Origin of the sequence: Microbulbifer taiwanensis (assembly GCF_014904815.1) — a bacterium.
In the GTDB taxonomy this organism is placed as follows: domain Bacteria; phylum Pseudomonadota; class Gammaproteobacteria; order Pseudomonadales; family Cellvibrionaceae; genus Microbulbifer; species Microbulbifer taiwanensis.
Window position 1 is genome coordinate 1 of the sequence record NZ_JACZFR010000059.1, and the last position, 21,385, is coordinate 21,385.

Genomic DNA, 21,385 nt, shown 5'->3' on the forward strand with positions numbered 1-21,385 from the left:
TGTAATCACACTGTGTGCGTTTTGAACGGGGTGGTGAAGGGGTATCCATCAATAGGTCCTCAATGTATCAACCTATTTCAGGACGGGACAGGGGCCCAAAAAAAAGCCCGGCAGAAAGCCGGGCGCAAAGTACAGGGATGGAAATCTAAAAAAACTGGAAACTACTGGTTGGCGACCAGCGGCGTGACGCGGTCGTCCTCTGCCTGCTGCTCCTTCATCTCTTCTTCCTCGGTCAGCAGGACTTCCGGCTTGCCCTTGCAGGCCTTGGCCAGGTCTTCGCGGCGCTTGGCCAGCAGCAGGCCGATTTCTTCGCCGGCCTGTTCAGAGATGCCGTCAATATGGCGCTCGATCAGCGAGGTGATATTGGCGGCCAGTTCCAGCATCTTGTCGTGTTCTTCTGCGTCTTTTTTGTTGTCGAACATTGCTCCGTCTCTATCGCATTTCCAAACGGCTACTACAGCCATATTGTGCCTCCGGTTATTTTTTCGGCGTTTGATGATTATGTATGAATTTACAGTAACTGTATAAATAGTCAGTGTCAACTGCGGGTGAGATGAAAATCGATGCGACTTTGAGATGGGATTGCGATAAGTGGAGTCGGCGGTGCGGTGGTTGGCCTGCGCTGAGTGGCAGGGGGTGCCATAATACTTGTGGCAGTTGACTGTCTCCCTACCCCCCCCAATGGACAGTTAGCTCCGACCCCGCAGTAAGACGTTTAAAGCCCGCTCAGCGGGCTTTTTTTTGCGCAGTGGAAATTCGACTGGCTGGAGAATCAAAGCGTGAGCAGCAGTCTCGCCGCCAGCCCGATCAGCAGTACGCCAAACAGCTGTTGCATCCGGTGACCGACAGATTTGCTTACCCATTGACGATTTCGACCGGCATAGACGACCAGGGCTATCAGGCAGTACCAGCCGGCATCGATGCCCGCGGCCAGGGCGGCCATACCCAGTTTGGTGGAGAGGGCCTGCTGCTCGGCCACAAACTGGCTGAACAGGGCAGTGAAGAAAACGGCAATCTTCGGGTTGAAGAAGGCGATGCCGAACCCCTGTACCGCCGAGCGCCCGACTGACTGTTGCGGTGCCGGGACCTCCGCCGCACCGGCGTTGGGTGCCGGTGCGCGCAATGCCTTCCAGCCCAGGTACACCAGCATCGCCGCCCCGGCCCACTGCAATACGCCGAACAACACGGGCGAGCGGGTGATCAGTACTGCCAGGCCGAAGGCGGTGATGCCGGCGTAGATGGCCACACCGGCGCCGTGCGCCAGCGCGCTGGCCAGACCCTGGCGCAAGCCGGAGGCGGCGCTGCGCAGGACTATCAGCAGGCTGGGGCCCGGGGACATGGCGCCCAGGGCGCAGATGCCGGCCAGGGACAGCCAGTTCAGCAGATCCATCAGAAACCGCCTCCCTGTTCCAGCCACTTCTGCTCTGCCGACGTGGACTCGCGCCCCAGGGCCTGGTTGCGGTGCGGGTAGCGGCCGAACTTGTCGATCACCTCCCGGTGCGCCAGTGCATACTGGTAAAAACTCTCGGCCTGGGCCGCGCCGTCGGCGCCGTTCAGGTAGTCCAGGCGCAGCCGGTTGAAGTAGTCCACCGATCTCTGCTGCATCTCCGGCAGCTCGCTGTGCTCCAGCGGCATGCCTAGGAAGGCGCGCTGGTAGAGCCCCATTTGGCGATCGTCGCCCCTCTCGATGATCGCCAGGGCAGTCTCGAGCGCCAGCGGGTCGCCGGCAAAGGCGCGGCTGGTGCCGCGGTAGATATTGCGGGTGAACTGGTCGCAGGCCAATACCAGGGCCACTTCCCCCTCCAGAGTCTGGCGCCACGACGCCAGCTCGCCGTCCAGGGCCGCCTCCACCGTATCGCTGAAGTAATCGTCGATCCTGTGGTCGAACTCCTCGCCGCCGGCGAACCAGCGCTGCCGGTGCAGGTCGTCCGGTACGGCGTCCAGCTGCGGCCGGCCGAACCAGAAAGTCAGTATCTCTTTGGGTTCTGGCATCTTCTGATATTCCCTCTCCAGGTGAGCGGATTATTGCGACTTTCCGGCTCACAGGTCCAGTTTGGCCCCGTCAATCCACTATTGGCGGCGCAGGCGCGCTCACATTGGAACAAATTTTTCTGCAGCGCTGCATCCAAATACCGCACTGGCGATGTCTTTAGGGTGTACAAGGAAATTCACCCTGGAGGAAACCATGGTAACCGCAGGAACACTGAAAAAGGTACAATTCTATACCGCCCTGGCACTGGTGCTGGGCGCAATGCAGGCCGGCGCGACGGAGCTGAATCTCCCCCTTGCGGAGGTGCAGCAACAGCTGACGGAGAAGACCGACGAGGCCTTTTCGCGCAAGCTGGAGGAGTGTCGGGACAGGGCCGCAGAGGAATACATAGGTCCCAGCTACCCGGTGCGCATTGCGGAGGATAAGCCGGCGCGCGGAGGAGCCGCGAACCCCTTTGCCGCGGCGCGCCTGACGGTGATGTAAGTTTTTCCCGTAGATCCGGGATCTTTGGAACAAAGCACTAATCGAGAGCAAAAAATGAGAGCGAGAGACATTCAACCAATGCGGGCCGGCGCCCGCTGGCTGCTGGCCCTGGTGGCGACACTCTGTGTCGCCGGCAGCTGGGCCCAGGAAACGCCCACCGAGGATCGGGTGATGCCGGATCCCCCGCAGCCGCCGGCCGCCGCGGAGGCGCCTGAGGCGGAGCAGGTAGAGAAGCAGGTGCGGATCACCCGCGACGCCAACGGCAATCTGCGTATCAGGACCCGGGATGAGAACGGCGAGCGCAGCGAGGTTCAGGTGGACCTGGGCGAGGAGTTCGGCGGTGCCCTGAGCCGGCGTATCATCGAGAAGCTCGAGAGCAAGGGGATTCTCGACGAGAAGGGCCTGATCGTCGAAGAGGCGATGGACAGCGTGCCGAAGAACATCAGTATCGGCATGTCGGCCGATATCGATCACCACCGCGGCCACAGTCGCCACCACGACCACGATGATTTCCCCTTCAAGGGCGATGCGGCGGTGTTGATCCCGATCATCTCGATCCTGGCCGTGTTCGGCACCCCGATACTGATCGTGTGGCTGGTGACCCGCAACAGCTACCGCAAGAAGCAGCTGCTGATGGACAACATCAATCGCATGGTGGCCGAGGGCCGCGATATCCCGCCGGAGCTGCTGGATGCAATGGAGGGCGAATCACCGAGCAATATGAAGGATCGCGGATTCACCCTCATTGCGGTCGGCCTGGCCATATTCATCTGGCTCACCGCCGCCGCTGGTCCCGGGGTCGGCAGTCTCGGCCTGATACCGCTCTTCATCGGTGTCGCCCGCTTTGTCAACTGGAAACTGGATAGCAAACAGGCCCAGTCATAAGGGGATAGGGGACAGCGGTTTATGGACCTCAATGACGAGGATTTAATCCGGCGCGTCGTCGAAGACGGGGACCAGCGGGCTTATGCCCAGCTGGTTCGGCGCTATCAGTCACAGCTGCGTTTCTCGCTCCGCCAGCTGTGCGATGGCGACCAGGCCCTGGCCGACGACATGGCCCAGGAGGCCTTTATCAAGGCCTACAAGGCGCTGCCGGCATTCCGGGGCGATGCGCGTTTCAGCACCTGGCTGTACCGCATCGCCTACAATCTCGTCATGAGCCACAAGCGCAAGAATGCACCGGAAGTCGACCAGGAAGCGGTGGACAGGGCCCAGGCCCAGGAGAGTGTGGAAGAATCCCAGCAGCTGGGCATGGCGCGGGACCTGAACGCCGCCATGGGAGAGCTCAGCGAGGCCCAGCGCCAGGCGGTGCACCTGTGCATGCAGCGGGGCTTCTCCCACGAGGAGGCGGCCAGCATTATGAAGTTGCCGCTGGGTACGGTAAAATCCCACGTCAATCGCGCGCGGGCCAAATTGCAGACACTGCTGCAGGCGTGGCGCGAGGAGGTAGTCAATGGATAAGTTTGAACAGTGGCAGGGTGGGGCCAATACCTTGAACGATTCAACGCTGCAGGGCAAAGATCCGGACTTTGACGCCTGGCTCGGCCAGCAGCTGCAGTTTAACGAGCCCTACCTGGACAACGACGGCTTCTGCGAGCGCGTCATGGCGCAACTGCCGGCGCCGTCCAGGCGCGCCGAGCGCCGCGCCACCCGGGTCCAGTACGCCGCGGTGCTGGCGGCCTCGGCCATCGTCGCCTGGCAGTTCCCTTTCGGGGAGGTGCTGAGCGAAGCGGTACAGCAGTCCATCAGCCTCTACAGCCTGGTGGGTGTGGGCATTCTCTCCTCACTGGCGGCAATGACCGGCGGTATCCTCGCCGCGCGGCGCTAGTGGGCCGTGCGGAAAGTTGTGTAACAGTTCGCGTCGCCAAAGCGCCCAGCTCTGCGTTGAGAAAGCTTGATCTAAACGCTTTGGCTGTGCTCTTTTGTTGCCGAACTTCCCGCACGGCCCCCTGGGGCCGAAGGCGCCGCGAGAGCGGCCGGACCGGGCGAAGCGCAGCGTGCCCATCATCCCGGCTCTTGATGGGCACGTCGCTGCGCTCCTTTACCCATCCTACCTATTCAACCGCACCTCTCCACTCCTGCGTACCCTGATCGAAGGTAATATCGACCTGCGTAGCCCCAGCTTCGCTTCCAGCTCATAGGGCACCGTCTCCCGGCGGCTGCCGATCAGTTCCGCCGCGGCAAAAATAGAACCCACCAGGCTCGCGGTCGCATCCACCACTATATCTTCCTGCCCGTAGGGGGCGATCGGCGGCAGGTTGCTGGATGTGCCGGTAATCACCTTGTGGCCCGCCAGGCTCAGTGTGTAGTAGAGGCCGGACAGTGCCAGCTCGCTGTCGTTGGGGTTGAAGACCCGCAGGTGGATGCGAAAGCGCAGGTCGTTGCCGGGACCCGGGGGCATCGGCTCCAGCGCGGTCACTTCTACTTGCGGTTCCTGAAAGTCGGGGGAGAGGGCCGCGCAGCCGCTGACCAGTAGGGCCAGTATCAGCAACAGGGAAAGGCGGTAGAGTCTTGTCACAAATAGTCCTTGTTGTTATCCCGTTCGGGTATTGTGTTCAATTTTCCGGCGTTGATAATTCTTGGCCGACAATAATAACTTGCGGTGATTGGCGATGAAGAAACTGTTCGCGACTTTGACAACTCTGGTATTGGTATTGTTCGCCGGCTGGAAATGGCTGCTGCTCCCCGGCGTCGAGCGCAGTATGAACAGGCACAGCGGCCCCGAATATCCGCCGCTGTCCGCTGAGGCCGCCGCGCTGCACCAGTCCCTGCTTGTGGGCGACCTGCATGCGGACAGTTTCCTCTGGGCCCGCGACCTGCAGAATGAGGCCGACTACGGCCATGTGGACCTTCCCCGCGCGCGCCGCGGCAACCTGGCCATGCAGGTATTCACCGCGGTGACCAAGTCCCCCCGCGGCCAGAACTACCAGCAGAATTCCAGCGAGGCCGGTGACAATATCACCCTGCTGGCGGTGGCCCAGGCCTGGCCGCCGCGCACCTGGAACAGCCTGCTCGAGCGGGCCCTCTACCATGCCGAACGGGTAGAGAAGTTGCAGAGGGCCGCCCCGCAACAGATAGGGATAGTGCGGACCTCTGGCGACCTGCGCCAAATACTGCAGGCGCGGCAGGGGGGCGGGGAGACGCTGGCGGCCATCCTCGGCATCGAGGGTGCCCATCCCCTGGAGGGACAGTTGGAGAATATCGATCGCCTCTACGACGCCGGCTATCGGGTGATGGGCCTGCAGCACTTCTTCGACAATGCGCTCGGCGGCTCCCTGCACGGCGAAAGCGGCGCCGGGCTGAGCGATTTTGGTCGCGCGGCGGTGCAGGAGATGGCGCGCCGCTCGATCGTCATCGATGTGGCGCATTCCTCGGAGCAGGTGGTGCGGGATGTGTTGGCACTGGTCGAGCGCCCCGTCATTGTCTCCCACACGGGTGTCAAGGCCGCCTGTGACTCGCCGCGTAATATCAGCGATGCTCTGATGCAGCAGATCGCCGCCGCGGGCGGCCTGATTGGTATCGGCTACTGGGACGGTGCCGTCTGCGACAATAGCCCGCAGAATATCGTCAGGACAATGCGCTATGCGATTGACCTGTTGGGAGTCGATCATGTGGCACTGGGCTCCGACTTCGACGGCAGCGTGGAAGTTGCGTTTGATGCCGGAGGCTTGGGTCAGTTGACCGGGGAAATGCTGAAGCAGGGCTTCAGCGAAGCCGAAATCCGCAAGGTGATGGGGGAGAACCTGCGCGACTTCTTCCTCGCCCAGCTGCCGCAGTCCTGAACCCGGCCGTCCGCCCGGGACTATACTGACGGCTGGGTTTCTGTGTGAGCAGGCCCGAGGGAGAAAGTGTCCGACTGCCTGGGCCGGGGAGGGCATCCAAATGGAATTTGAGCAGCTGGAACCGGATCTGCAGGAGTGGATTCGCGACGCAGTGCGGCGGGGATTGCAGGCGCAAGCCATAGTGGACACTCTGCTCAGTGCGGGCTATCCCCAGAGGGTTTCCGACGCCGTGGATCAGTATTTCCTGGGGCGGCAGGGCGAATCCCGCGCGGCACCTCCCTTGAGGTGCAGCCTGTCAAGGTGGCAAGCCAGCACCCTGTCCACTTCGGACCGCGAAGTGCAAATCCTGTTGCAACTGAGAAAGCCGCGTGTTGCGCTATTTGGCAATTTGCTGTCCGAGCGGGAATGCGACGAGTTGATAGCATTGAGCCGGCCGCGCATAAAGCCTTCCAGGGTCGTCAACAGGGACAGTGGCAGTCGCGATATCCATCCGCAGCGTACCAGTTCCGGTGCCTATTTCCGTTGTGGTGCCACCAGCCTGATTCAGCGCATCGAACGGCGCATAAGCGACCTGCTTTCGGTACCGGTCAGCCGGGGCGAGGGACTGCAGGTATTGAACTATCTCCCGGGCGCCGAGTACAAGCCGCACTACGACTATTTTGATCCCGATTCTCCCGGCTTTGAAAAAGTGCTGAAAAAGGGCGGACAGCGGTTCGCCACACTGATTATCTACCTGAACGATGTTCAAGCGGGCGGGTCCACTACTTTTCCGGAAGTTGGCCTGGATATTCTGCCGCGCAAGGGGCACGGTTTGTTTTTCTCCTATTGTGACGCAGCGGGCAACCTGGATGAGTTGACGCTGCACGGTGGCAGCCCGGTTGTGGCGGGTGAAAAATGGATTGCCACCAAGTGGCTGCGACTCGGCGACTACACGGGTTGAGCCGGGCGTGAGCGAAAGCCGGCTACGGCCGAGAAGGGATTGTGAGTGACATCCGATTGCCAATCATAGAGTACCTGTTGACTGTCGCTTTGCCGTTGGTCCGGCAGGAGGGCGAGGAGAAATCTGCCCTGGAGGAAATCACACCTGAGCCCGTCGAAACTGCGGCGCAGACGGTGATGGAGTCCCTGGAACGGATCTGGGACAATTTCCTCGGGCATGTTCCCTACGTTATTGCCAGTATTATGGTCCTGGCAGTGACCTGCCTGGTGGTGGCGCTGTTGCGGCGTTTCGGCAGTAAGCTGTTCCGGCGCACCACCTCGCGCAAATCCCTTCAGGACCTGCTGGTGCGTCTGCTCACCATTGTCGTGTGGCTGCTCGGCCTGCTGTTCGCGGCCATGGTGCTCTTCCCCGGCCTGACCCCGGCCAGGGCGCTGGGTGCGGTGGGACTCCTGTCCGTGGCCATAGGCCTGGCATTCAAGGATATTTTCGAAAATTTCTTTGCCGGTATCCTGATTTTGTGGCGCTTTCCTTTTGAAGAGGGGGATGTGATCGAGTGCGAGGGCATCGTCGGCAGGGTGGAGGCGGTGGAGGTGCGCAACACCAATATCCGCAGGATGACCGGCGAGCTGGTGGTGGTGCCCAACCTTTTCCTGTTCAAGAACCCCTGTGAAATCCTCACCAATCGCAACAAACGCAGGGTAAGTATTACCGCCGGCGTGGCCTATGGCGAGGATGTCGCCGAGGCGGTGGGGGTGATCGAAAAAGCGCTGGCCTCCTGCAGGACAGTGCGCGATGACGAGCCGATTCAGGTGTTTCCACAGGCGTTTGGTGACAGCAGTATCGATATTGAAGTCACCTGGTGGACCGGCTCTACCCCCTTTGCAGTACGCGAGTCGACAGGAGAAGTAATCACAGCAGTGAAGAAAGCGCTGGATGAGGCGGGAATCGAGATTCCATTCCCCTATCGCACACTTACCTTCAAAGAGCCGCTCCAGTTGCAAGAGAGTAGCAAGTGAAACCTTCGCTCAAGGTTCGAAGGGCTGCTGGCGATTCAGGTCGTCAGTAACACCATCTCTTGTGAAGAGAATGTCTGCGTTGAGCTATAGCATCGACGGATGACATGGGCGCCGAATCGACTAGGCTTCTTTAAGGTAAAGCTGGTCGGTAGAGGTACAGTGATGCGTATCCAGAGGAATCGGTCAATTCTGGTGGGCCTGCTCGCCGGTACTTTAGCCGTCGTAGTCCCGTCATCAGTGGCTATTGCGGCAGCCGACGATATCCAGCCTTCCACCCCCCAGACCTTTTCCGAGCTCTCCCAGCCCTCTCCAGACGTCAAGATGACCCCGGATTACGCACAGGCCATAGGCCGAATGGCATATATCTGGGGCTGGCCGCTGGTGAATATGCAGAATCGCCGGGCGACCATTACCCAGGCCCCGCAGCCCTCTCTGATGCACGGTGTCATACCCGTGGCCCCGATGAATCGCCTGGCCATGCTGACCGGCTATATCAAGCCGACGGAAACCTTTATTGCCTGCCCGAACCAGGATGTCGCTTACGGCCTGGGCTATTTTGCTTTGAAAGGGAACCCGGCGGTCATTCAGGTGCCGGACTTTGGCGATCGATTCTGGGTCTACGCGATGTACGACGGGCGCACCGACCAGTTCGGGACGGTGGGCAAGCCCTATGGCACCAAGCCGGGATTCTATCTCCTGGTGGGCCCCGGCTGGCAAGGTACCGCGCCAAAGGGTATTAGCGGCGTTATCCGCTCGAATACCGAATTCGCAAATGTGGTGCCGAGGGTCTTTATGGATGATACCGATGAAGACCGTGCGGCCATCCAGCCCCTGATCAGTCAGATAGTGGCCTATCCACTGTCCGAATTTGACGGCAAGATGAAAACTGTCGACTACAGCAAGCTGCCTTCCCTGGGAGATGCTGCAGATACCAGTGGAGGCGAAACCCAATGGGTGGTCCCTGAGAAATTCTTCGACCAGCTCGGCGATGTGCTGGACAGGATCCCGCCACTGCCGGGAGAGGAGGCGCTGTACGCGCAGTTCCGCCAGCTGCTGGCCATCGCCGACAAGGATCCCGCGATCAAGAAAGCACTGGTGCAGGCAGCAATCGATACCGACAAGTCTGTGATCAGGCCGTTCCTGCAGTGGGAGCACAATGGCGTGCCCGCCGGCAATGGCTGGAACCGCTCCAAGAACAATGCCCAGTGGGGCGTAGATTATTTCGACAGGACCGGCACAGCCCGCTCCAACCTGCTCGACAATCGCCCGGCGGAGACACAGTACTTCTATACCGATTTCGATTCCGGAGGCAACAAACTCAAGGGCGACAGTCTTTACGCGGTGACCTTTCCCAAGGGACAGCTGCCACCGGTCAGGGGATTCTGGTCTCTGACGCTATACAACGACAAACACCTGTTCCACCAGAATGATCTGGAGCGCTTTTCCCTGGGCACCAAGAACAAGATGCTGAAATACAATCCGGATGGCTCCCTGACACTCTACGCGGGTGCAAAGTCACCCGGCAAGGACAGGGAACCCAACTGGCTGCCCGCGCCAGATGGAGACTTTTCACTCTATATTCGCGCCTATTGGGGAAAGGCAGGAATTCTGGATGGGTCATGGCAGCCACCTAAAGTCGAGAAGATCGAGTAGGGGCTAGTGGTTCATGCGGCAATTAAAGCACACAGCCACAGGCTTCAGCGTTGCCCTGGAGCTTGTGGCGAAGTGACCGGTTACAGAATTTGCCGCATGAATCACTAGCTTTGAACCAGCTGAACCGAAAGTGCCCCCCCGAGTGGAGAATGCCATGTCACTGAAGTCGAGATTCCTTGCAGTCGCTCTAAGCCTGATGGTTTCCCTGTCGGTAGTTCTTGCTGTCCCCGCCCTTGCGGATTCCAAGGCGGCGCAATGGTTGGTGAGCGAACAAATTGAGGCGGGCTGTGGTCCGGGTGTGAAAGGGCGCTTTGGTCCTGGGTTCGTGATCGAAAGAGACTTGACCGGGGATGGTCGCAAGGACCTGATTATTTCTCACGAGGGCCTGACTTGCGCCGACAATCGCTCGCGCAGCCAGTTGTGCGGAGCTGCGATGTGCAGTTGGAACATTTATGTTCGCGAAGGGGATCTGCTTGTGGAGAAGAAACAGATGCTGGGCAGCGGTGTTTCAGTTGGCGGAGGCGCAACTCCCAGCATCGTTTTCTCGGGGAAGTCCAGTCGTCACAGCCTGAAGTGGAACGGCAGTAATTTCCAGTAGTGGTGGCATGCTGCGAGCGACAGGAAGCTGCCGCTCTACAGTGCTATGGATCACCATGGCAGCCTGGGCATAGGTCAAAGCGTACTGTCCGGTTGCTTCTCCGGCCGCGCATCGACAAATGCCGCTATTTCATTGCAGGCGGTCATTATCCGGTGAATCGCCGGATAGTCGGCGATATCCATACCGAAACGCTCCGCGTTGTAAATCTGCGGTATCAGGCAGCACTCGAAGAGCCCGGGGGTGTCTCCGGCGGCAAAGGGCGCCGGATCCAGCTGCTGTTCCAGCGCGCTGAAGCCCTCATGAATCCACTTGCGTATCCAGCCGAGTTTCTGCTCGTCGCTGACGCCGAGATCCGACTGCAAGTATTTGAGTATTCGCAGGTTCTGCAGGGGCTGGATATCACAGGCGACGTTGTAGGCCAGGGCGCGGACTTTTGCCCGCCCCAGACGATCGCCCGGCAATAGCGCAGGTTCCGGGTGCTTCTCGTCCAGCCATTCCAGGATCGCCAGGGACTGGGTGAGGACTGCGTTGCCATCCACGAGTACCGGTACCAGCCCCTGGGGTTGGAGTTTGCGGTATTCGCTTTCGCGCTGTTCGCCCTTCAGCAGGTTGACCGGCTTGTAGTCGTACTGCAGGCCTTTGAGGTTGAGGCCGATACGCACGCGGTAGCTGGCAGAGGAGCGGAAGTAGCCGTGTAGTTCCATCGTTTTTCCTTGTGTACTGTTTTCCGTAGGGGCGGATGGCCGCCCCGCCGTTCCCACGAGATGTTTCCCGGATCAGTTGGGGTTTACGTATTCAATCACCTGCTGATTGATGGTGCCGAATATATTCGCATCATTTTCGTCGTACATCGCAATTTCTATGCGGTCGCCGAATTGCAGAAAGGGAGTACTCGGCCTGCCGTCGGCGATGATTTCCAGCATGCGCACTTCCGCCAGGCAACAGGAGCCCTGGGCGCGATCCACATTGGACACGGTGCCGGAACCGATAATGGTGCCGGCGCCCAGGGGGCGGCTCCTGGCGGCGTGGGCGATCAGCTGCGGGAAGTTGAAGGTCATATCCACACCGGCGTTGGGCGAGCCGACTTTCTCTCCGTTCAATACGGCGTGCAGCGACAGGTGCACCTTGCCATCGCGCCAGTGGTGGCCCAGCTCGTCCGGTGTTACTGCCACCGGGGAGAAGGCGCTGGAGGGCTTGGACTGATAGAAGCCGAACCCCTTGGCCAGCTCGCCCGGGATCAGGTTGCGCAGGGAGACGTCATTGACCAGCATCAGCAGTCGGATGCTGTCCTCCGCTTTTTCCGCGCTGCTGCCCATGGGCACATCGCCGGTGATCACCGCCACTTCAGCCTCGAAGTCGATACCCCAATCGGTGCTGGCCATGGCGATATCCTGGCTGGGGGGCAGGAAGGTGTCGGAGCCGCCCTGGTACATCAGCGGGTCCGTCCAGAAGGAGTCCGGCATCTCGGCACCGCGGGCCTTGCGCACCAGTTCCACATGATTTACATAGGCGCTGCCGTCGGCCCAGTGATAGGCGCGGGGCAGGGGACTGTGACAGGCGCCGGCGTCGAAGGGGAAGCTGGTCACTTCGCTGCCCTGCAGGGCATCGAATCGGGCCTGCAGTATTGGGGCAATGGTCTCCCAGTCGTCCAGTGCCGCCTGCAGGGTCGGCGCTATATCCGCAGCGCCGCAGTAGCGGCTCAAGTCGCGGGAGACGACGATCAGCTCACCGTCACGGCCGCTGTTCAGTGAGGCTAGTTTCATTTTTCTGCGTTCCTTCTGTCGAATCTTTTCTTGTAGGAGCGGCCCATGGCCGCGATCGATTAATCAGGTTACCTCTGAGTCCGATCGCGGCCATGGGCGGATGGCCGCCCCGCCGCTCCTACAGGAGGTATCTATTTCGCTTTCCAGCTGTCCACATACTCCGGCAACTCCACCGCGATGGCATCCGGCAGTATGTCCCAGGGGGTGCGGCTGTCGAGCATCACCGCCACCTCGTCGGTTTCCTTCTTGGCGTGTTGGGCGCCAGCGGCAAAGGCCTTGGGATGGGGGCCGTGGGTGAAGCCCATCGGGTGCAGGGTCAGCATGCCGGGATGGATATTGTCGCGGCTGAAGAAGTCGCCGCGGTGGTAGAAGATCAGCTCGTCGAAATCGTCGTTGTTGTGGAAGAAGGGCACCTTGAGGGCGCCGGGGTCGCTCTCGATCGGGCGAGGGGTAAAAGTACAGACCACGAAGCCCCTTGCCACGAAAGTGGTGTGCGCCGATGGCGGCAGGTGGTAGCGATGGCTCATCAACGGGCGTATGTCCCGCCAGTTGATACGCACCGCCAGGTTGTCGCCCTTCCAGCCGACCGCATCCAGCGGATTGAACGGGAAGGTGATGGTGGAGACCTGCTGGCGCACCTTGACCTTCACCTGCCACTCGTCCTCGCTCTGCTGGGTGCGGAATTGGTCGTCGATAGTGGGCACGTCCAGCATGGCCTGGTCGAAGATGGCGTGGGGGCCGACTATGCCCTTGTCGGGTAGCTGGAAGTGGCCGCCGGTGGCCTCCACCATCAGCAGTTCCAGCGGTTCACTGTCGAAGGGCTCGAGCCGCCACATGGTGCCGCGGGGCAGCACTATATAGTCGCCGTCGCGGATGTGCAGGTGGCCGAAATCGCAGTAGAGGTCGCCACTGCCGTTGTGTACGAACAGCAGCTGGTCACCGTCCGCATTGCGCACCAGGTGGTCCATGGCCACATTGCAGGTCCACAGGGCCACCAGGCTGTCGCTGTTCTGCAGTATCGGTTTGCATTCCCAGGGGCTGTTGCCGCTGTGGACCATCCTGGTGCTGTCGAAGGCGTGGGGCCGCAACGGGCCCTCGAAATCGGTCCAGCCGGTGGGCGGGTGGCGGTGGTAGAAGTGGGTGGCGGGGCCGAAGAAGCCTTCCTTGCCCATCTCCCGCTCGAAAGTGTTCGCGGGGAAATTCGCGTGGGCCTGGCGGCTGGTCTCCCCTTCAACCCGGGGGAAGTTGATCCAGTTTTTCATCGGGCTATCTCGCATCTGGAGGAGGCGGCGATATTCGTCGGGCAGTTTGTCACCCGCAGTTGCCGATTACGCGCGCAAATATTTTGCGCGGCCACGGGTTTTTGATACCAAAAATGGCGCGCAAAGCCGTATAATGCGCGACCGATTTTGTCCGACGACCTGCGCCCCTTCTGGGAAAATTTGCGGCATAAGTGGTTACAATTGAAACCAATGTTAGTTACATTTGTAATCCGGTACAACCCAGAGTCCCATTTCCGGAAAACAGCAACCGGAGTACAACAGGTGTGTAAACAGCCATGACAAACGATAACAACGCGTCCCCTTTCAGCGGGGAGAGAGGCGACGCGGATAGAGCGGCCTTGGCGCACGACGACTTGCGCCTGGAAAAATTTTTGCCCTACCGCCTGTCGGTATTGTCCAACCGGGTGAGCAATGCCATCGCCCAAGCTTATGGTGCGCGCTTTCACCTGACCATTCCCGCCTGGCGGGTAATGGCGATCCTGGGCCGCTTTCCCGACCTGTCCGCCGCGGAGCTGGTGGAACAGACGGCGATGGACAAGGTGGCCATCAGTCGCGCCGTGTCGTCACTGCTGAAGAATGACTACATTACCCGCAGCGAGGATCCGGCAGACCGCCGCCGCCAGGTGCTGAACCTGTCGGAGCTGGGGCGCGACGTCTACGAGCGCATTGTGCCGCTGGCGCAGCAGTATGAGAACGACCTGATGGCATCCCTCTCCAGCGAGGAGCGTCAGCAACTGGACAGCATCATCGAAAAGCTGATGGATCGCGCCCAGGCCTGGGCTGAGCGCGGCCTGATCGATTAAAGAGCTTCTGGAGAACGACTTTCCGAAGTTCCTGAACGAGCAACTGAATTTTGCAGAAGGAGTTAGCCGATGTTTGAGCATCTGAGCAGCCTGCCGCCGGACCCCATCCTGGGCCTGCTGGCCAGCTACCGCGCCGATGAGAATCCCAACAAGATCGACCTGGGTGTCGGTGTCTATAAAGATGAGGCCGGTCACACCGCAGTGCTGCAGGCGGTCAAGGAGGCGGAGACCCGCCTGTTGCAGAGCGAGGAAACCAAGGCCTATATCGGCCCGGCCGGCACCCCCGGTTTCAACACCGCCATGCAGGAGCTGATCCTGGGGGCGGATCACCCGGCACTGAAGGCTGGTCGCGTTCGCTCGGCACAGACGCCGGGCGGCTGCGGCGCGCTGCGCGTACTGGCGGAATTCGCCAACCGCGCCAAGGCCGGCGCCACCATCTGGGTCAGCGATCCGACCTGGGCCAACCACGTGCCGCTGCTGGGCAATGCCGGCCTGCAGATCAGAAGCTATCCCTACTACGATCGCGCGACCAGCAGCCTGCAGTTCGAGCAGATGGTGGAAACCCTGAAGAATGTGGGAGAGGGCGACCTGGTGCTCTTCCACGCCTGTTGCCACAACCCCTGCGGCGCCGACCTGAGCCGCGAACAGTGGAAAGTGCTGGCGGAAATGGCGCAGAAGCAGGGCTTCACACCGTTTATCGATATGGCCTACCAGGGCTTCGGCGACAGCCTGGACGACGATGCCTGGGGCCTGCGCCTGATGGCGGCGTCGGTTCCGGAGATGCTGGTAGCGGCCTCCTGCTCGAAGAACTTCGGCCTCTATCGCGAGCGCGTCGGCCTGGCAATGGTGATTTACAACGGCGGTGATGAAGCGGACAAGGGCCAGACCCAGATGCTCAGCGCGATTCGCGGCAACTATTCGATGCCGCCATCCCACGGCGCTGCCATCGTTGAGTCCATCCTCACCGACGCCGGCCTGCGGGCCAATTGGGAGGCGGAGCTGACCGAGATGCGCGAGCGTATCAACGGCCTGCGTTCCGGTGTGGTGGAGAGTCTTGCCGTCGCCGGTGCCGCTGGCGACTTCAGCTTTATCCAGCGCCAGAAGGGTATGTTCTCCTTCCTCGGCATTACCCCCGAGCAGGTACAGCGCCTGCAGAGCGAGTATTCCATCTATATGGTCGATTCCAGCCGCATCAGTATTGCCGGCCTGAGCCAGAACAATATGGAATACTTCTGCAAAGCCGTGGCCAGCATCCTGTAGAATTCCCAAAGCCCGTTCCGGTGGGGGCGAACACAAGGTTCGCCCCCACAGAATTATTCCCGAAGTAAGAACCGAAAATGGAAGTTGAGGTAGATAGCCCCGTGTCAGAATCTCCCGCGCCCGGTACCACCTCTCAATCCTGGACCCCACAGAGCTGGCGCAACTTCGAGGCGAAACAGCAACCCTCCTATCAGGTGCCCGAACGCGTAGCGGATATAACCAAGGAGTTGTCCGGCTATCCGCCGCTGGTATTTGCCGCCGAGGCCCGCGAGTTGCGCCGCCAGCTGGCGCAGGTGGCCGAGGGCAGGGCATTCCTGCTGCAGGGGGGCGACTGCGCCGAGTCCTTTGCCGACTTCAATGCCAACCGTATCCGCGACACTTTCAAGGTACTGCTGCAGATGGCGGTGGTGCTGACCTTTGCCGGAAACCTGCCGGTGGTAAAAGTGGCGCGCATGGCCGGCCAGTACGCCAAGCCGCGCTCGGCGGATACCGAGACCATCGGCGGTGTCGAGCTGCCCAGCTATCGCGGCGATATCATCAACGGTATCGATTTCACCGCGGAGGCGCGGGTGCCGGATCCCCGGCGCATGCTGACCGCCTACAACCAGTCGGCGGCCACCCTGAATCTGCTGCGCGCCTTTGCCCAGGGCGGCCTCGCCGACCTGCACCAGGTGCACGGCTGGAACCTCAGCTACCTGGAAAACAATCCGCAGCGTGAGAAGTACGCGCAACTGGCGGAGCGCTTGCAGGAGGCGCTCGAGTTTATGGCCGTGTGCGGTGTGACTTCGGACAACACGCCGGCGATTCGCGAGACGGTACTCTACACATCCCACGAAGCACTGCTGCTCGGCTACGAGCAGGCCCTGACCCGCACCGACAGCCTGACCGGCAAGTGGTATGACTGTTCGGCGCATATGCTGTGGATTGGCGAGCGCACCCGCCAGCTGGACGGCGCCCATGTGGAATTCCTGTCCGGTGTCTGGAACCCGATCGGTGTCAAAGTCGGACCCAATATGCAGCCGGACGAGCTGCTGCGCTTGATCGACAAGCTGAACCCCAACAACGAGGCAGGCCGCCTGACACTGATCACGCGCATGGGCGCCGACACCCTGGGCGAGAAGCTGCCGGCGCTGGTACAGGCGGTGCAGAGTGAAGGACGCTCGGTGGTCTGGAGTACCGACCCGATGCACGGTAACACCGTCAAGGCCAGCAGCGGCTACAAGACCCGCGACTTCGACAAGATACTGCGCGAGATCCGCGATTTCTTCGCCGTGCACCGCGCCGAGGGCAGCCATCCCGGCGGTATCCACCTGGAAATGACCGGCCAGCATGTCACCGAGTGCACCGGCGGTGCCTGGAAAATATCCGAGGCCGACCTGGCCAGCTGCTACCGCACCCAGTGCGACCCGCGCCTGAATGCGGACCAGGTGCTGGAGCTGGCCTTCAACCTGGCCGAATGGCTGCGCGACGGGCGTTCGGGTTGAGCAAAGCCGTCTAACTGCAGATTTGGGAGGTCGTATGGATCGTGACCCGAGCTTCTATACCGAGCGTACAATCGCGTCCTGGGACGAGGCGGCGCCGATCCACCGCCAGATCAATAGCGACCTGGTTGCGAAGGTCGCCTCGCCGGCATTCAACGCGCTGGAACCGGATTTCGATACCCTGGTCAGCGAATTTGATCTGCAGGGCAAGTCCGTCGTGCAGGTCTGCTGCAACAACGGCAAGGATCTTCTTTCAATCGGGAAAAAGGGCGCGGGGCGCTGCCTCGGCATCGACGGGTCTCGCCTGTTTATCGAGCAGGCGAGGGAGCTGGCCAGTGCTGCCGGGCATCCACAAATGGAATTCGCCTGCTGCGATATCTACCAGCTGCCGGAGCGGTATCGGGGTTCCTTCGACTTCGCGGTGATTACCGTGGGGGTGCTGAACTGGATGCCGGATCTGTGCCGATTTATACAGATCTGTGCCTCGCTGCTGAAGCCTGGCGGCCGGCTGCTGATGGAAGAGATTCACCCGGTACTGAACATGTACGAGGAGGGGGAACCCTCCCATATTGCCCAATCCTATTTTGACCGGCGCCCCTATCGCGATGACGGCGGGCTTGATTACTTTACCGGCAGGAAATATCAGGCCCGGGAAAATTATTACTTCCAGCACACCCTCTCCGATATTCTGACGGCGGCCATCTCCACCGATCTGGCGCTGTGCAGTTTCAGGGAGTTGGGTAAAAACGTCGGCAACTACTGTGCGGATCTCGAGAGAACCGAGTGTGTTCCACCCATGGCATTCGTGGCCAGCTGGCAGAAATCCTCCTGACTGTCGCGATTATTGAGCCCTGGAAATATTCCCTTTCGACTAACCCCTAATCAAGGATGGTGATCATGTACGAGCTGTTTATCGCCAACAAAAACTACTCCTCCTGGTCCCTGCGCCCCTGGGTGCTGATGCGCCAGTTGGAGATCTCTTTCGAGGAGCAGCTGGTGACCTTCGAGGAAGGCGGCAGCTGGGAGAAATTCCGCAGCTTTTCTCCCAACGGACAGGTACCCTGCCTGATCGATGGCGATACCACCGTGTGGGATTCCCTGGCCATCGCCGAGTATCTGGCGGAGCGCTTTCCGCAAGTGTGGCCGGAGAACAGGGAGGCCCGCGCCTGGGCCCGTTGTGCCGCGGCAGAGATGCATTCCGGCTTTTCCGCGCTGCGCAATATCTGCACCATGAACTGCGGCGTAAAGGTGGAGTTGGCCAAGATACCGCGCAACCTGCAGAGAGAGATCGACCGCATCGACGAACTCTGGTGCCTCGGTCTGCAGCGCTTCGGCGGCCCCTTCCTGGCCGGCGGCGAATTCACGGCCGTGGACGCCTTCTTTGCGCCGGTGGCCATTCGGGCCAAAAACTACGGCTTGCCGCTGAGCGAATCCGCGCGCGCCTACGTCGAGCAGCTGCTCGAGCTGTCGCCGATGCAGGAATGGATTGCCGATGCCCTGAGGGAGCCCTGGCGCGAACCCGGGCACGAAGAAGAGCTGAAGAGCGCCGGCGCCATCGTCGAAGACCTGCGCCAGTAACTCATATCACCGGATACCGGGGCTGCTGCAGACACACCGGCCCCGGCAATGCTTAGCTACTGCAACTCGCCTGCAACTCGCCTGCAACTCGCCTGCAACTCGCCTGCCAGTCGTCGTCTCCTGCCTGAATCCCTGTCGCGATAGCCCCAATCCCCAATCTGAGCGCGTGGCAGCTCCGGTTCTGGCATAGAGGCACATCATTAAAAGAATGCACTTAAAAAGTCGTTATCAAATGAATCAATCACAGCCGATAACCAGATTCACTGCCAATCCAAGGGTTGATCAGGGCAGGGCGTTTGTCGCGAAAATCCCTCTATCCGTCGCCGTTGAAGGCGGGCTGCGAAGGTGGGGATTGGCGGCGGCGGGGTGACTGGGGGTACACTCTGGCGTTTAAAGGTTTCATAAGAAAGTAATTACACAGGAGAGAGTCAATGCGTCAGACACTGATCGCGCTGTCCGTCGCCGCAGTCCTGGCGGCCGCGGCCGGATGCAGCAAAGAGACGGAGCAGGCCCAGGCCGCGAAGAGAGTCACCGAAGCTCATCCGGTGGCCGAGGCAGCGAGCGAGACGCTCGCCAGCAATAGCCTGCTGGCGGAGTGGACAGGTCCCTACGGCGGTGTACCGGCATTCGACAAGATGCGCGTCGAAGATGTAAAGCCTGCCATGGTGGCTGCGATGGGCATGAACCTGGCTGAGATTGACGCAATCGCCAGCAACCCGGCAGCCCCGACTTTTGCCAACACTATTGAAGAACTGGAGCGCAGTGGCGCCGAGCTGGATCGTCTCCTGGCCTACTACGGCATCTGGAGTGCGAATATGTCCTCGCCGGAGTTCCGCGCCATCCAGCAGGAAATAGCGCCCAAATACGCTGACTTCGAGTCCAAGATTATCCAGAACGACAAGCTGTTCCAGCGCGTCAAGGCGGTCTATGAACAGCGCAACGATGCCGACCTGAATGCCGAGCAGGTGCGTTTGGTTGAGCTGACCTACGACCAGTTCGCGATCAACGGCGCAACTCTGCAGGGTGAGGCCAAGGCGCGTTACGCGGCCATCAACCAGCGCCTGGCGGAACTCTACACCCAGTTCTCCAACAATGTGCTGGCTGACGAAGAGGGCTACGATCTGTTCCTGAGCAAGGACCAGCTGGCCGGTCTGCCGGAGTCCTTCGTCGCAGCGGCGGCGGCGTTGGCGGAAGAGAAGGGCCACAAGGGTAAATACGCGATTACCAATACCCGCTCTTCGATGGATCCCTTCCTGACCTATTCCGACAACCGCGTACTACGGGAAAAAGTCTGGACCAATTACTACAGTCGCGGCGACAACGGCGACGAGCACGACAACAACGCGCTGATTGCCGAAATCCTCAAGCTGCGCGACGAGCGCGTCGGCCTGCTCGGCTTCGACAACTACGCCGAGTGGCGCCTGCAGGACCGCATGGCCAAGACCCCGGAAAATGCCACCGCACTGATGGAGGCCGTATGGCCCGCGGCTATCGCGCGCGTGAAGGAAGAAGTTGCGGATATGCAGGCGGTGGCCGATGCCGAGGGTGCCGACATTACCATTGAGCCCTGGGACTACCGCTACTACGCGGAAAAGGTTCGCAAGGCCAAGTACGACCTGAACTCCGACGAGGTGAAGCAGTACCTGCAGCTGGACAAGCTGCGCGAGGCCATGTTCTTCGTCGCCGGTGAACTGTTCAATTTCACTTTCACACCGGTCAAGGCGGGCAGTGTGCCGGTCTTCCACGAAGACGTGAAGGTCTGGGAAGTGAAGGACAAGACCAGCGGCGCGCATATCGGTCTCTGGTACCTGGATCCCTTCGCCCGTGCCGGCAAGCGCTCCGGTGCCTGGGCCACCATGTACCGGGACCACACCACCTTCGACGGCAAGAAGACAGTACTGTCCTCCAACAATTCCAACTTTATCAAGGGTGCCCCGGGTGAACCGGTACTGGTGAGCTGGGATGATGCGGAGACCTTCTTCCATGAGTTCGGCCACGCGCTGCACTTCCTGGCCTCCAATGTGTCCTATCCGACCCTGAACGACGGCGTGCGCGACTACACCGAGTTCCAGTCCCAGCTGCTGGAGCACTGGCTGTCCACCGATGCGGTGATTGACAACTACCTGGTGCACTACAAGACTGGCGAGCCGATTCCGGCGGCGCTGGTGGCCAAGATCAAGAAGGCCGCTTCCTTCAACCAGGGTTTCGCCACCACCGAGTACCTGGCCTCCGCACTGATCGACATGAAGCTGCATACCACCGACCCGGAAGGTATCGACCCGGATGCCTTCGAGCGCGACACCCTGAACGGTCTTGGCATGCCGAAAGAACTTGTGATGCGCCACCGCACCCCGCACTTCGGCCATGTCTTCTCCGGTGAGGGTTACGCCACCGCCTATTACGGCTACCTGTGGGCGGATGTGCTGACCTCCGATGCGGCAGAGGCCTTTGCCGAATCTGAGGGCGGTTTCTACGACGAGGAAGTGGCCGGTAAGCTGGTGAAACACCTCTTTGCGCCGCGCAACGCCGTGGATCCGGCCGATGCCTACCGTGCCTTCCGCGGCCGCGATGCCAAGATCGATGCGCTGATGCGCGATCGCGGTTTCCCGGTGCCGGAGAAGAAGGTCACTAAGGTTGCCGTGAAGGACTAAATTTCTTCCGGCGCAGTAAAAAAGCCGCACCACGCAGGTGGTGCTGTTTTTTTTCTCCCCTGTAGGAGCGGCCGGTTGCCGCGATCAGTCTAGGGAATACTCTC

At 60.7% G+C, this 21,385-nt stretch carries 22 protein-coding genes; 15 read left to right on the forward strand and 7 right to left on the reverse strand.

What is annotated here, in order from left to right:
- Positions 1–161: 161 nt before the first annotated feature.
- The 3 genes from IG627_RS18305 to IG627_RS18315 form a co-directional block, all read right to left on the reverse strand.
- Complete coding sequence (locus IG627_RS18305; RefSeq protein WP_193194339.1) at positions 162–464, reverse strand: YebG family protein; 303 nt, start codon at positions 462–464, stop codon at positions 162–164.
- Positions 465–772: 308 nt separating this feature from the next.
- Positions 773–1,390 (reverse strand): LysE family translocator, encoded by a 618-nt coding sequence (locus tag IG627_RS18310; RefSeq protein ID WP_193194341.1) that lies wholly within the window; start codon positions 1,388–1,390, stop codon positions 773–775.
- Positions 1,390–1,992, reverse strand: a complete 603-nt coding sequence (locus IG627_RS18315) for a DUF924 family protein (protein WP_193194343.1) — start codon at positions 1,990–1,992, stop codon at positions 1,390–1,392. Before IG627_RS18315 ends, IG627_RS18310 begins: the two co-directional genes overlap by 1 nt.
- Before the next feature lie 193 nt (positions 1,993–2,185).
- On the opposite strand from IG627_RS18315, the gene IG627_RS18320 reads away from it, so the two are divergent.
- Genes IG627_RS18320 through IG627_RS18335 form a run of 4 tightly spaced genes read left to right on the forward strand, consistent with a single transcriptional unit; the run spans position 2,186 to position 4,301 of the window.
- A complete protein-coding gene (locus IG627_RS18320; protein ID WP_193194345.1) occupies positions 2,186–2,473 on the forward strand; it encodes a hypothetical protein in 288 nt (95 codons plus the stop codon).
- 54 nt (positions 2,474–2,527) lie between these two features.
- On the forward strand, positions 2,528–3,358 hold the full coding sequence (locus IG627_RS18325) for a DUF6249 domain-containing protein (protein WP_226865414.1): 831 nt from the start codon (positions 2,528–2,530) through the stop codon (positions 3,356–3,358).
- Between the two features lie 21 nt (positions 3,359–3,379).
- A complete protein-coding gene (locus IG627_RS18330; protein WP_193194347.1) occupies positions 3,380–3,934 on the forward strand; it encodes a sigma-70 family RNA polymerase sigma factor in 555 nt (184 codons plus the stop codon).
- On the forward strand, positions 3,927–4,301 hold the full coding sequence (locus tag IG627_RS18335; RefSeq protein ID WP_193194349.1) for a hypothetical protein: 375 nt from the start codon (positions 3,927–3,929) through the stop codon (positions 4,299–4,301). Before IG627_RS18330 ends, IG627_RS18335 begins: the two co-directional genes overlap by 8 nt.
- Before the next feature lie 222 nt (positions 4,302–4,523).
- Here the strand turns inward: IG627_RS18335 and IG627_RS18340 are convergent, their stop codons facing one another.
- Positions 4,524–4,991 (reverse strand): LEA type 2 family protein, encoded by a 468-nt coding sequence (locus IG627_RS18340; protein WP_193194351.1) that lies wholly within the window; start codon positions 4,989–4,991, stop codon positions 4,524–4,526.
- Positions 4,992–5,085: 94 nt separating this feature from the next.
- Between IG627_RS18340 and IG627_RS18345 the strand changes: the two genes are divergently transcribed.
- From IG627_RS18345 to IG627_RS18365, 5 genes are all read left to right on the forward strand, one after another.
- On the forward strand, positions 5,086–6,255 hold the full coding sequence (locus IG627_RS18345; protein WP_193194353.1) for a dipeptidase: 1,170 nt from the start codon (positions 5,086–5,088) through the stop codon (positions 6,253–6,255).
- Positions 6,256–6,355: 100 nt separating this feature from the next.
- On the forward strand, positions 6,356–7,195 hold the full coding sequence (locus IG627_RS18350) for a 2OG-Fe(II) oxygenase (protein ID WP_193194355.1): 840 nt from the start codon (positions 6,356–6,358) through the stop codon (positions 7,193–7,195).
- A gap of 41 nt (positions 7,196–7,236) precedes the next feature.
- Positions 7,237–8,211: a mechanosensitive ion channel family protein gene (locus IG627_RS18355; RefSeq protein ID WP_319024609.1), complete on the forward strand. Its 975-nt coding sequence runs from the start codon at positions 7,237–7,239 to the stop codon at positions 8,209–8,211.
- A 162-nt stretch (positions 8,212–8,373) separates the two neighbouring features.
- Positions 8,374–9,864: a DUF1254 domain-containing protein gene (locus IG627_RS18360; protein ID WP_193194357.1), complete on the forward strand. Its 1,491-nt coding sequence runs from the start codon at positions 8,374–8,376 to the stop codon at positions 9,862–9,864.
- Positions 9,865–10,018: 154 nt separating this feature from the next.
- Positions 10,019–10,462 carry a hypothetical protein gene (locus tag IG627_RS18365; RefSeq protein ID WP_193194359.1) on the forward strand — a complete coding sequence of 148 codons (444 nt, stop codon included), beginning with the start codon at positions 10,019–10,021 and terminating at the stop codon, positions 10,460–10,462.
- 74 nt (positions 10,463–10,536) lie between these two features.
- On the opposite strand, the gene maiA is transcribed toward IG627_RS18365, so the two are convergent.
- The 3 genes from maiA to IG627_RS18380 all read right to left on the reverse strand — a co-directional run bounded on the left by maiA (position 10,537) and on the right by IG627_RS18380 (position 13,487).
- Positions 10,537–11,166 (reverse strand): maleylacetoacetate isomerase, encoded by a 630-nt coding sequence (gene maiA, locus IG627_RS18370; protein ID WP_193194361.1) that lies wholly within the window; start codon positions 11,164–11,166, stop codon positions 10,537–10,539.
- Between the two features lie 72 nt (positions 11,167–11,238).
- Entirely contained in the window at positions 11,239–12,225 is a 987-nt protein-coding gene (locus tag IG627_RS18375; protein ID WP_193194363.1) for a fumarylacetoacetate hydrolase family protein, read from the reverse strand.
- Positions 12,226–12,356: 131 nt separating this feature from the next.
- On the reverse strand, positions 12,357–13,487 hold the full coding sequence (locus tag IG627_RS18380; RefSeq protein ID WP_193194365.1) for a homogentisate 1,2-dioxygenase: 1,131 nt from the start codon (positions 13,485–13,487) through the stop codon (positions 12,357–12,359).
- 296 nt (positions 13,488–13,783) lie between these two features.
- On the opposite strand from IG627_RS18380, the gene IG627_RS18385 reads away from it, so the two are divergent.
- The 6 genes from IG627_RS18385 (at position 13,784) to IG627_RS18410 (ending at position 21,281) form a co-directional block, all read left to right on the forward strand.
- The gene (locus tag IG627_RS18385; protein ID WP_226865416.1) at positions 13,784–14,311 is read left to right on the forward strand and encodes a MarR family winged helix-turn-helix transcriptional regulator; all 528 of its coding nucleotides are present in this window, start codon (positions 13,784–13,786) and stop codon (positions 14,309–14,311) included.
- Positions 14,312–14,380: 69 nt separating this feature from the next.
- Positions 14,381–15,571, forward strand: coding sequence for an amino acid aminotransferase (locus IG627_RS18390; protein WP_193194366.1), 1,191 nt, complete (start codon positions 14,381–14,383; stop codon positions 15,569–15,571).
- A gap of 101 nt (positions 15,572–15,672) precedes the next feature.
- Positions 15,673–17,055: a class II 3-deoxy-7-phosphoheptulonate synthase gene (locus IG627_RS18395; protein WP_455429758.1), complete on the forward strand. Its 1,383-nt coding sequence runs from the start codon at positions 15,673–15,675 to the stop codon at positions 17,053–17,055.
- Positions 17,056–17,089: 34 nt separating this feature from the next.
- Entirely contained in the window at positions 17,090–17,884 is a 795-nt protein-coding gene (locus tag IG627_RS18400) for a class I SAM-dependent methyltransferase (protein ID WP_193194368.1), read from the forward strand.
- Between the two features lie 65 nt (positions 17,885–17,949).
- Positions 17,950–18,630, forward strand: coding sequence for a glutathione S-transferase family protein (locus IG627_RS18405; protein ID WP_193194369.1), 681 nt, complete (start codon positions 17,950–17,952; stop codon positions 18,628–18,630).
- A 431-nt stretch (positions 18,631–19,061) separates the two neighbouring features.
- On the forward strand, positions 19,062–21,281 hold the full coding sequence (locus IG627_RS18410) for a M3 family metallopeptidase (protein ID WP_193194370.1): 2,220 nt from the start codon (positions 19,062–19,064) through the stop codon (positions 21,279–21,281).
- Positions 21,282–21,385 lie beyond the last annotated feature (104 nt).

Excerpts from the sequence above, each read along its gene's own strand:
- IG627_RS18375 (WP_193194363.1), bottom strand. The coding sequence starts at position 12,225 with ATGAAACTAGCCTCACTGAACAGCGGCCGTGACGGTGAGCTGATCGTC.
- IG627_RS18320 (WP_193194345.1), top strand. The coding sequence starts at position 2,186 with ATGGTAACCGCAGGAACACTGAAAAAGGTACAATTCTATACCGCCCTG.
- IG627_RS18380 (WP_193194365.1), bottom strand. The coding sequence starts at position 13,487 with ATGAAAAACTGGATCAACTTCCCCCGGGTTGAAGGGGAGACCAGCCGC.
- IG627_RS18390 (WP_193194366.1), top strand. The coding sequence starts at position 14,381 with ATGTTTGAGCATCTGAGCAGCCTGCCGCCGGACCCCATCCTGGGCCTG.
- IG627_RS18325 (WP_226865414.1), top strand. The coding sequence starts at position 2,528 with ATGAGAGCGAGAGACATTCAACCAATGCGGGCCGGCGCCCGCTGGCTG.
- IG627_RS18400 (WP_193194368.1), top strand. The coding sequence starts at position 17,090 with ATGGATCGTGACCCGAGCTTCTATACCGAGCGTACAATCGCGTCCTGG.
- IG627_RS18305 (WP_193194339.1), bottom strand. The coding sequence starts at position 464 with ATGGCTGTAGTAGCCGTTTGGAAATGCGATAGAGACGGAGCAATGTTC.
- IG627_RS18330 (WP_193194347.1), top strand. The coding sequence starts at position 3,380 with ATGGACCTCAATGACGAGGATTTAATCCGGCGCGTCGTCGAAGACGGG.
- IG627_RS18360 (WP_193194357.1), top strand. The coding sequence starts at position 8,374 with ATGCGTATCCAGAGGAATCGGTCAATTCTGGTGGGCCTGCTCGCCGGT.
- IG627_RS18405 (WP_193194369.1), top strand. The coding sequence starts at position 17,950 with ATGTACGAGCTGTTTATCGCCAACAAAAACTACTCCTCCTGGTCCCTG.
- IG627_RS18315 (WP_193194343.1), bottom strand. The coding sequence starts at position 1,992 with ATGCCAGAACCCAAAGAGATACTGACTTTCTGGTTCGGCCGGCCGCAG.
- IG627_RS18345 (WP_193194353.1), top strand. The coding sequence starts at position 5,086 with ATGAAGAAACTGTTCGCGACTTTGACAACTCTGGTATTGGTATTGTTC.
- IG627_RS18385 (WP_226865416.1), top strand. The coding sequence starts at position 13,784 with ATGACAAACGATAACAACGCGTCCCCTTTCAGCGGGGAGAGAGGCGAC.
- IG627_RS18365 (WP_193194359.1), top strand. The coding sequence starts at position 10,019 with ATGTCACTGAAGTCGAGATTCCTTGCAGTCGCTCTAAGCCTGATGGTT.
- IG627_RS18410 (WP_193194370.1), top strand. The coding sequence starts at position 19,062 with ATGCGTCAGACACTGATCGCGCTGTCCGTCGCCGCAGTCCTGGCGGCC.
- IG627_RS18310 (WP_193194341.1), bottom strand. The coding sequence starts at position 1,390 with ATGGATCTGCTGAACTGGCTGTCCCTGGCCGGCATCTGCGCCCTGGGC.
- IG627_RS18335 (WP_193194349.1), top strand. The coding sequence starts at position 3,927 with ATGGATAAGTTTGAACAGTGGCAGGGTGGGGCCAATACCTTGAACGAT.
- IG627_RS18350 (WP_193194355.1), top strand. The coding sequence starts at position 6,356 with ATGGAATTTGAGCAGCTGGAACCGGATCTGCAGGAGTGGATTCGCGAC.
- maiA (WP_193194361.1), bottom strand. The coding sequence starts at position 11,166 with ATGGAACTACACGGCTACTTCCGCTCCTCTGCCAGCTACCGCGTGCGT.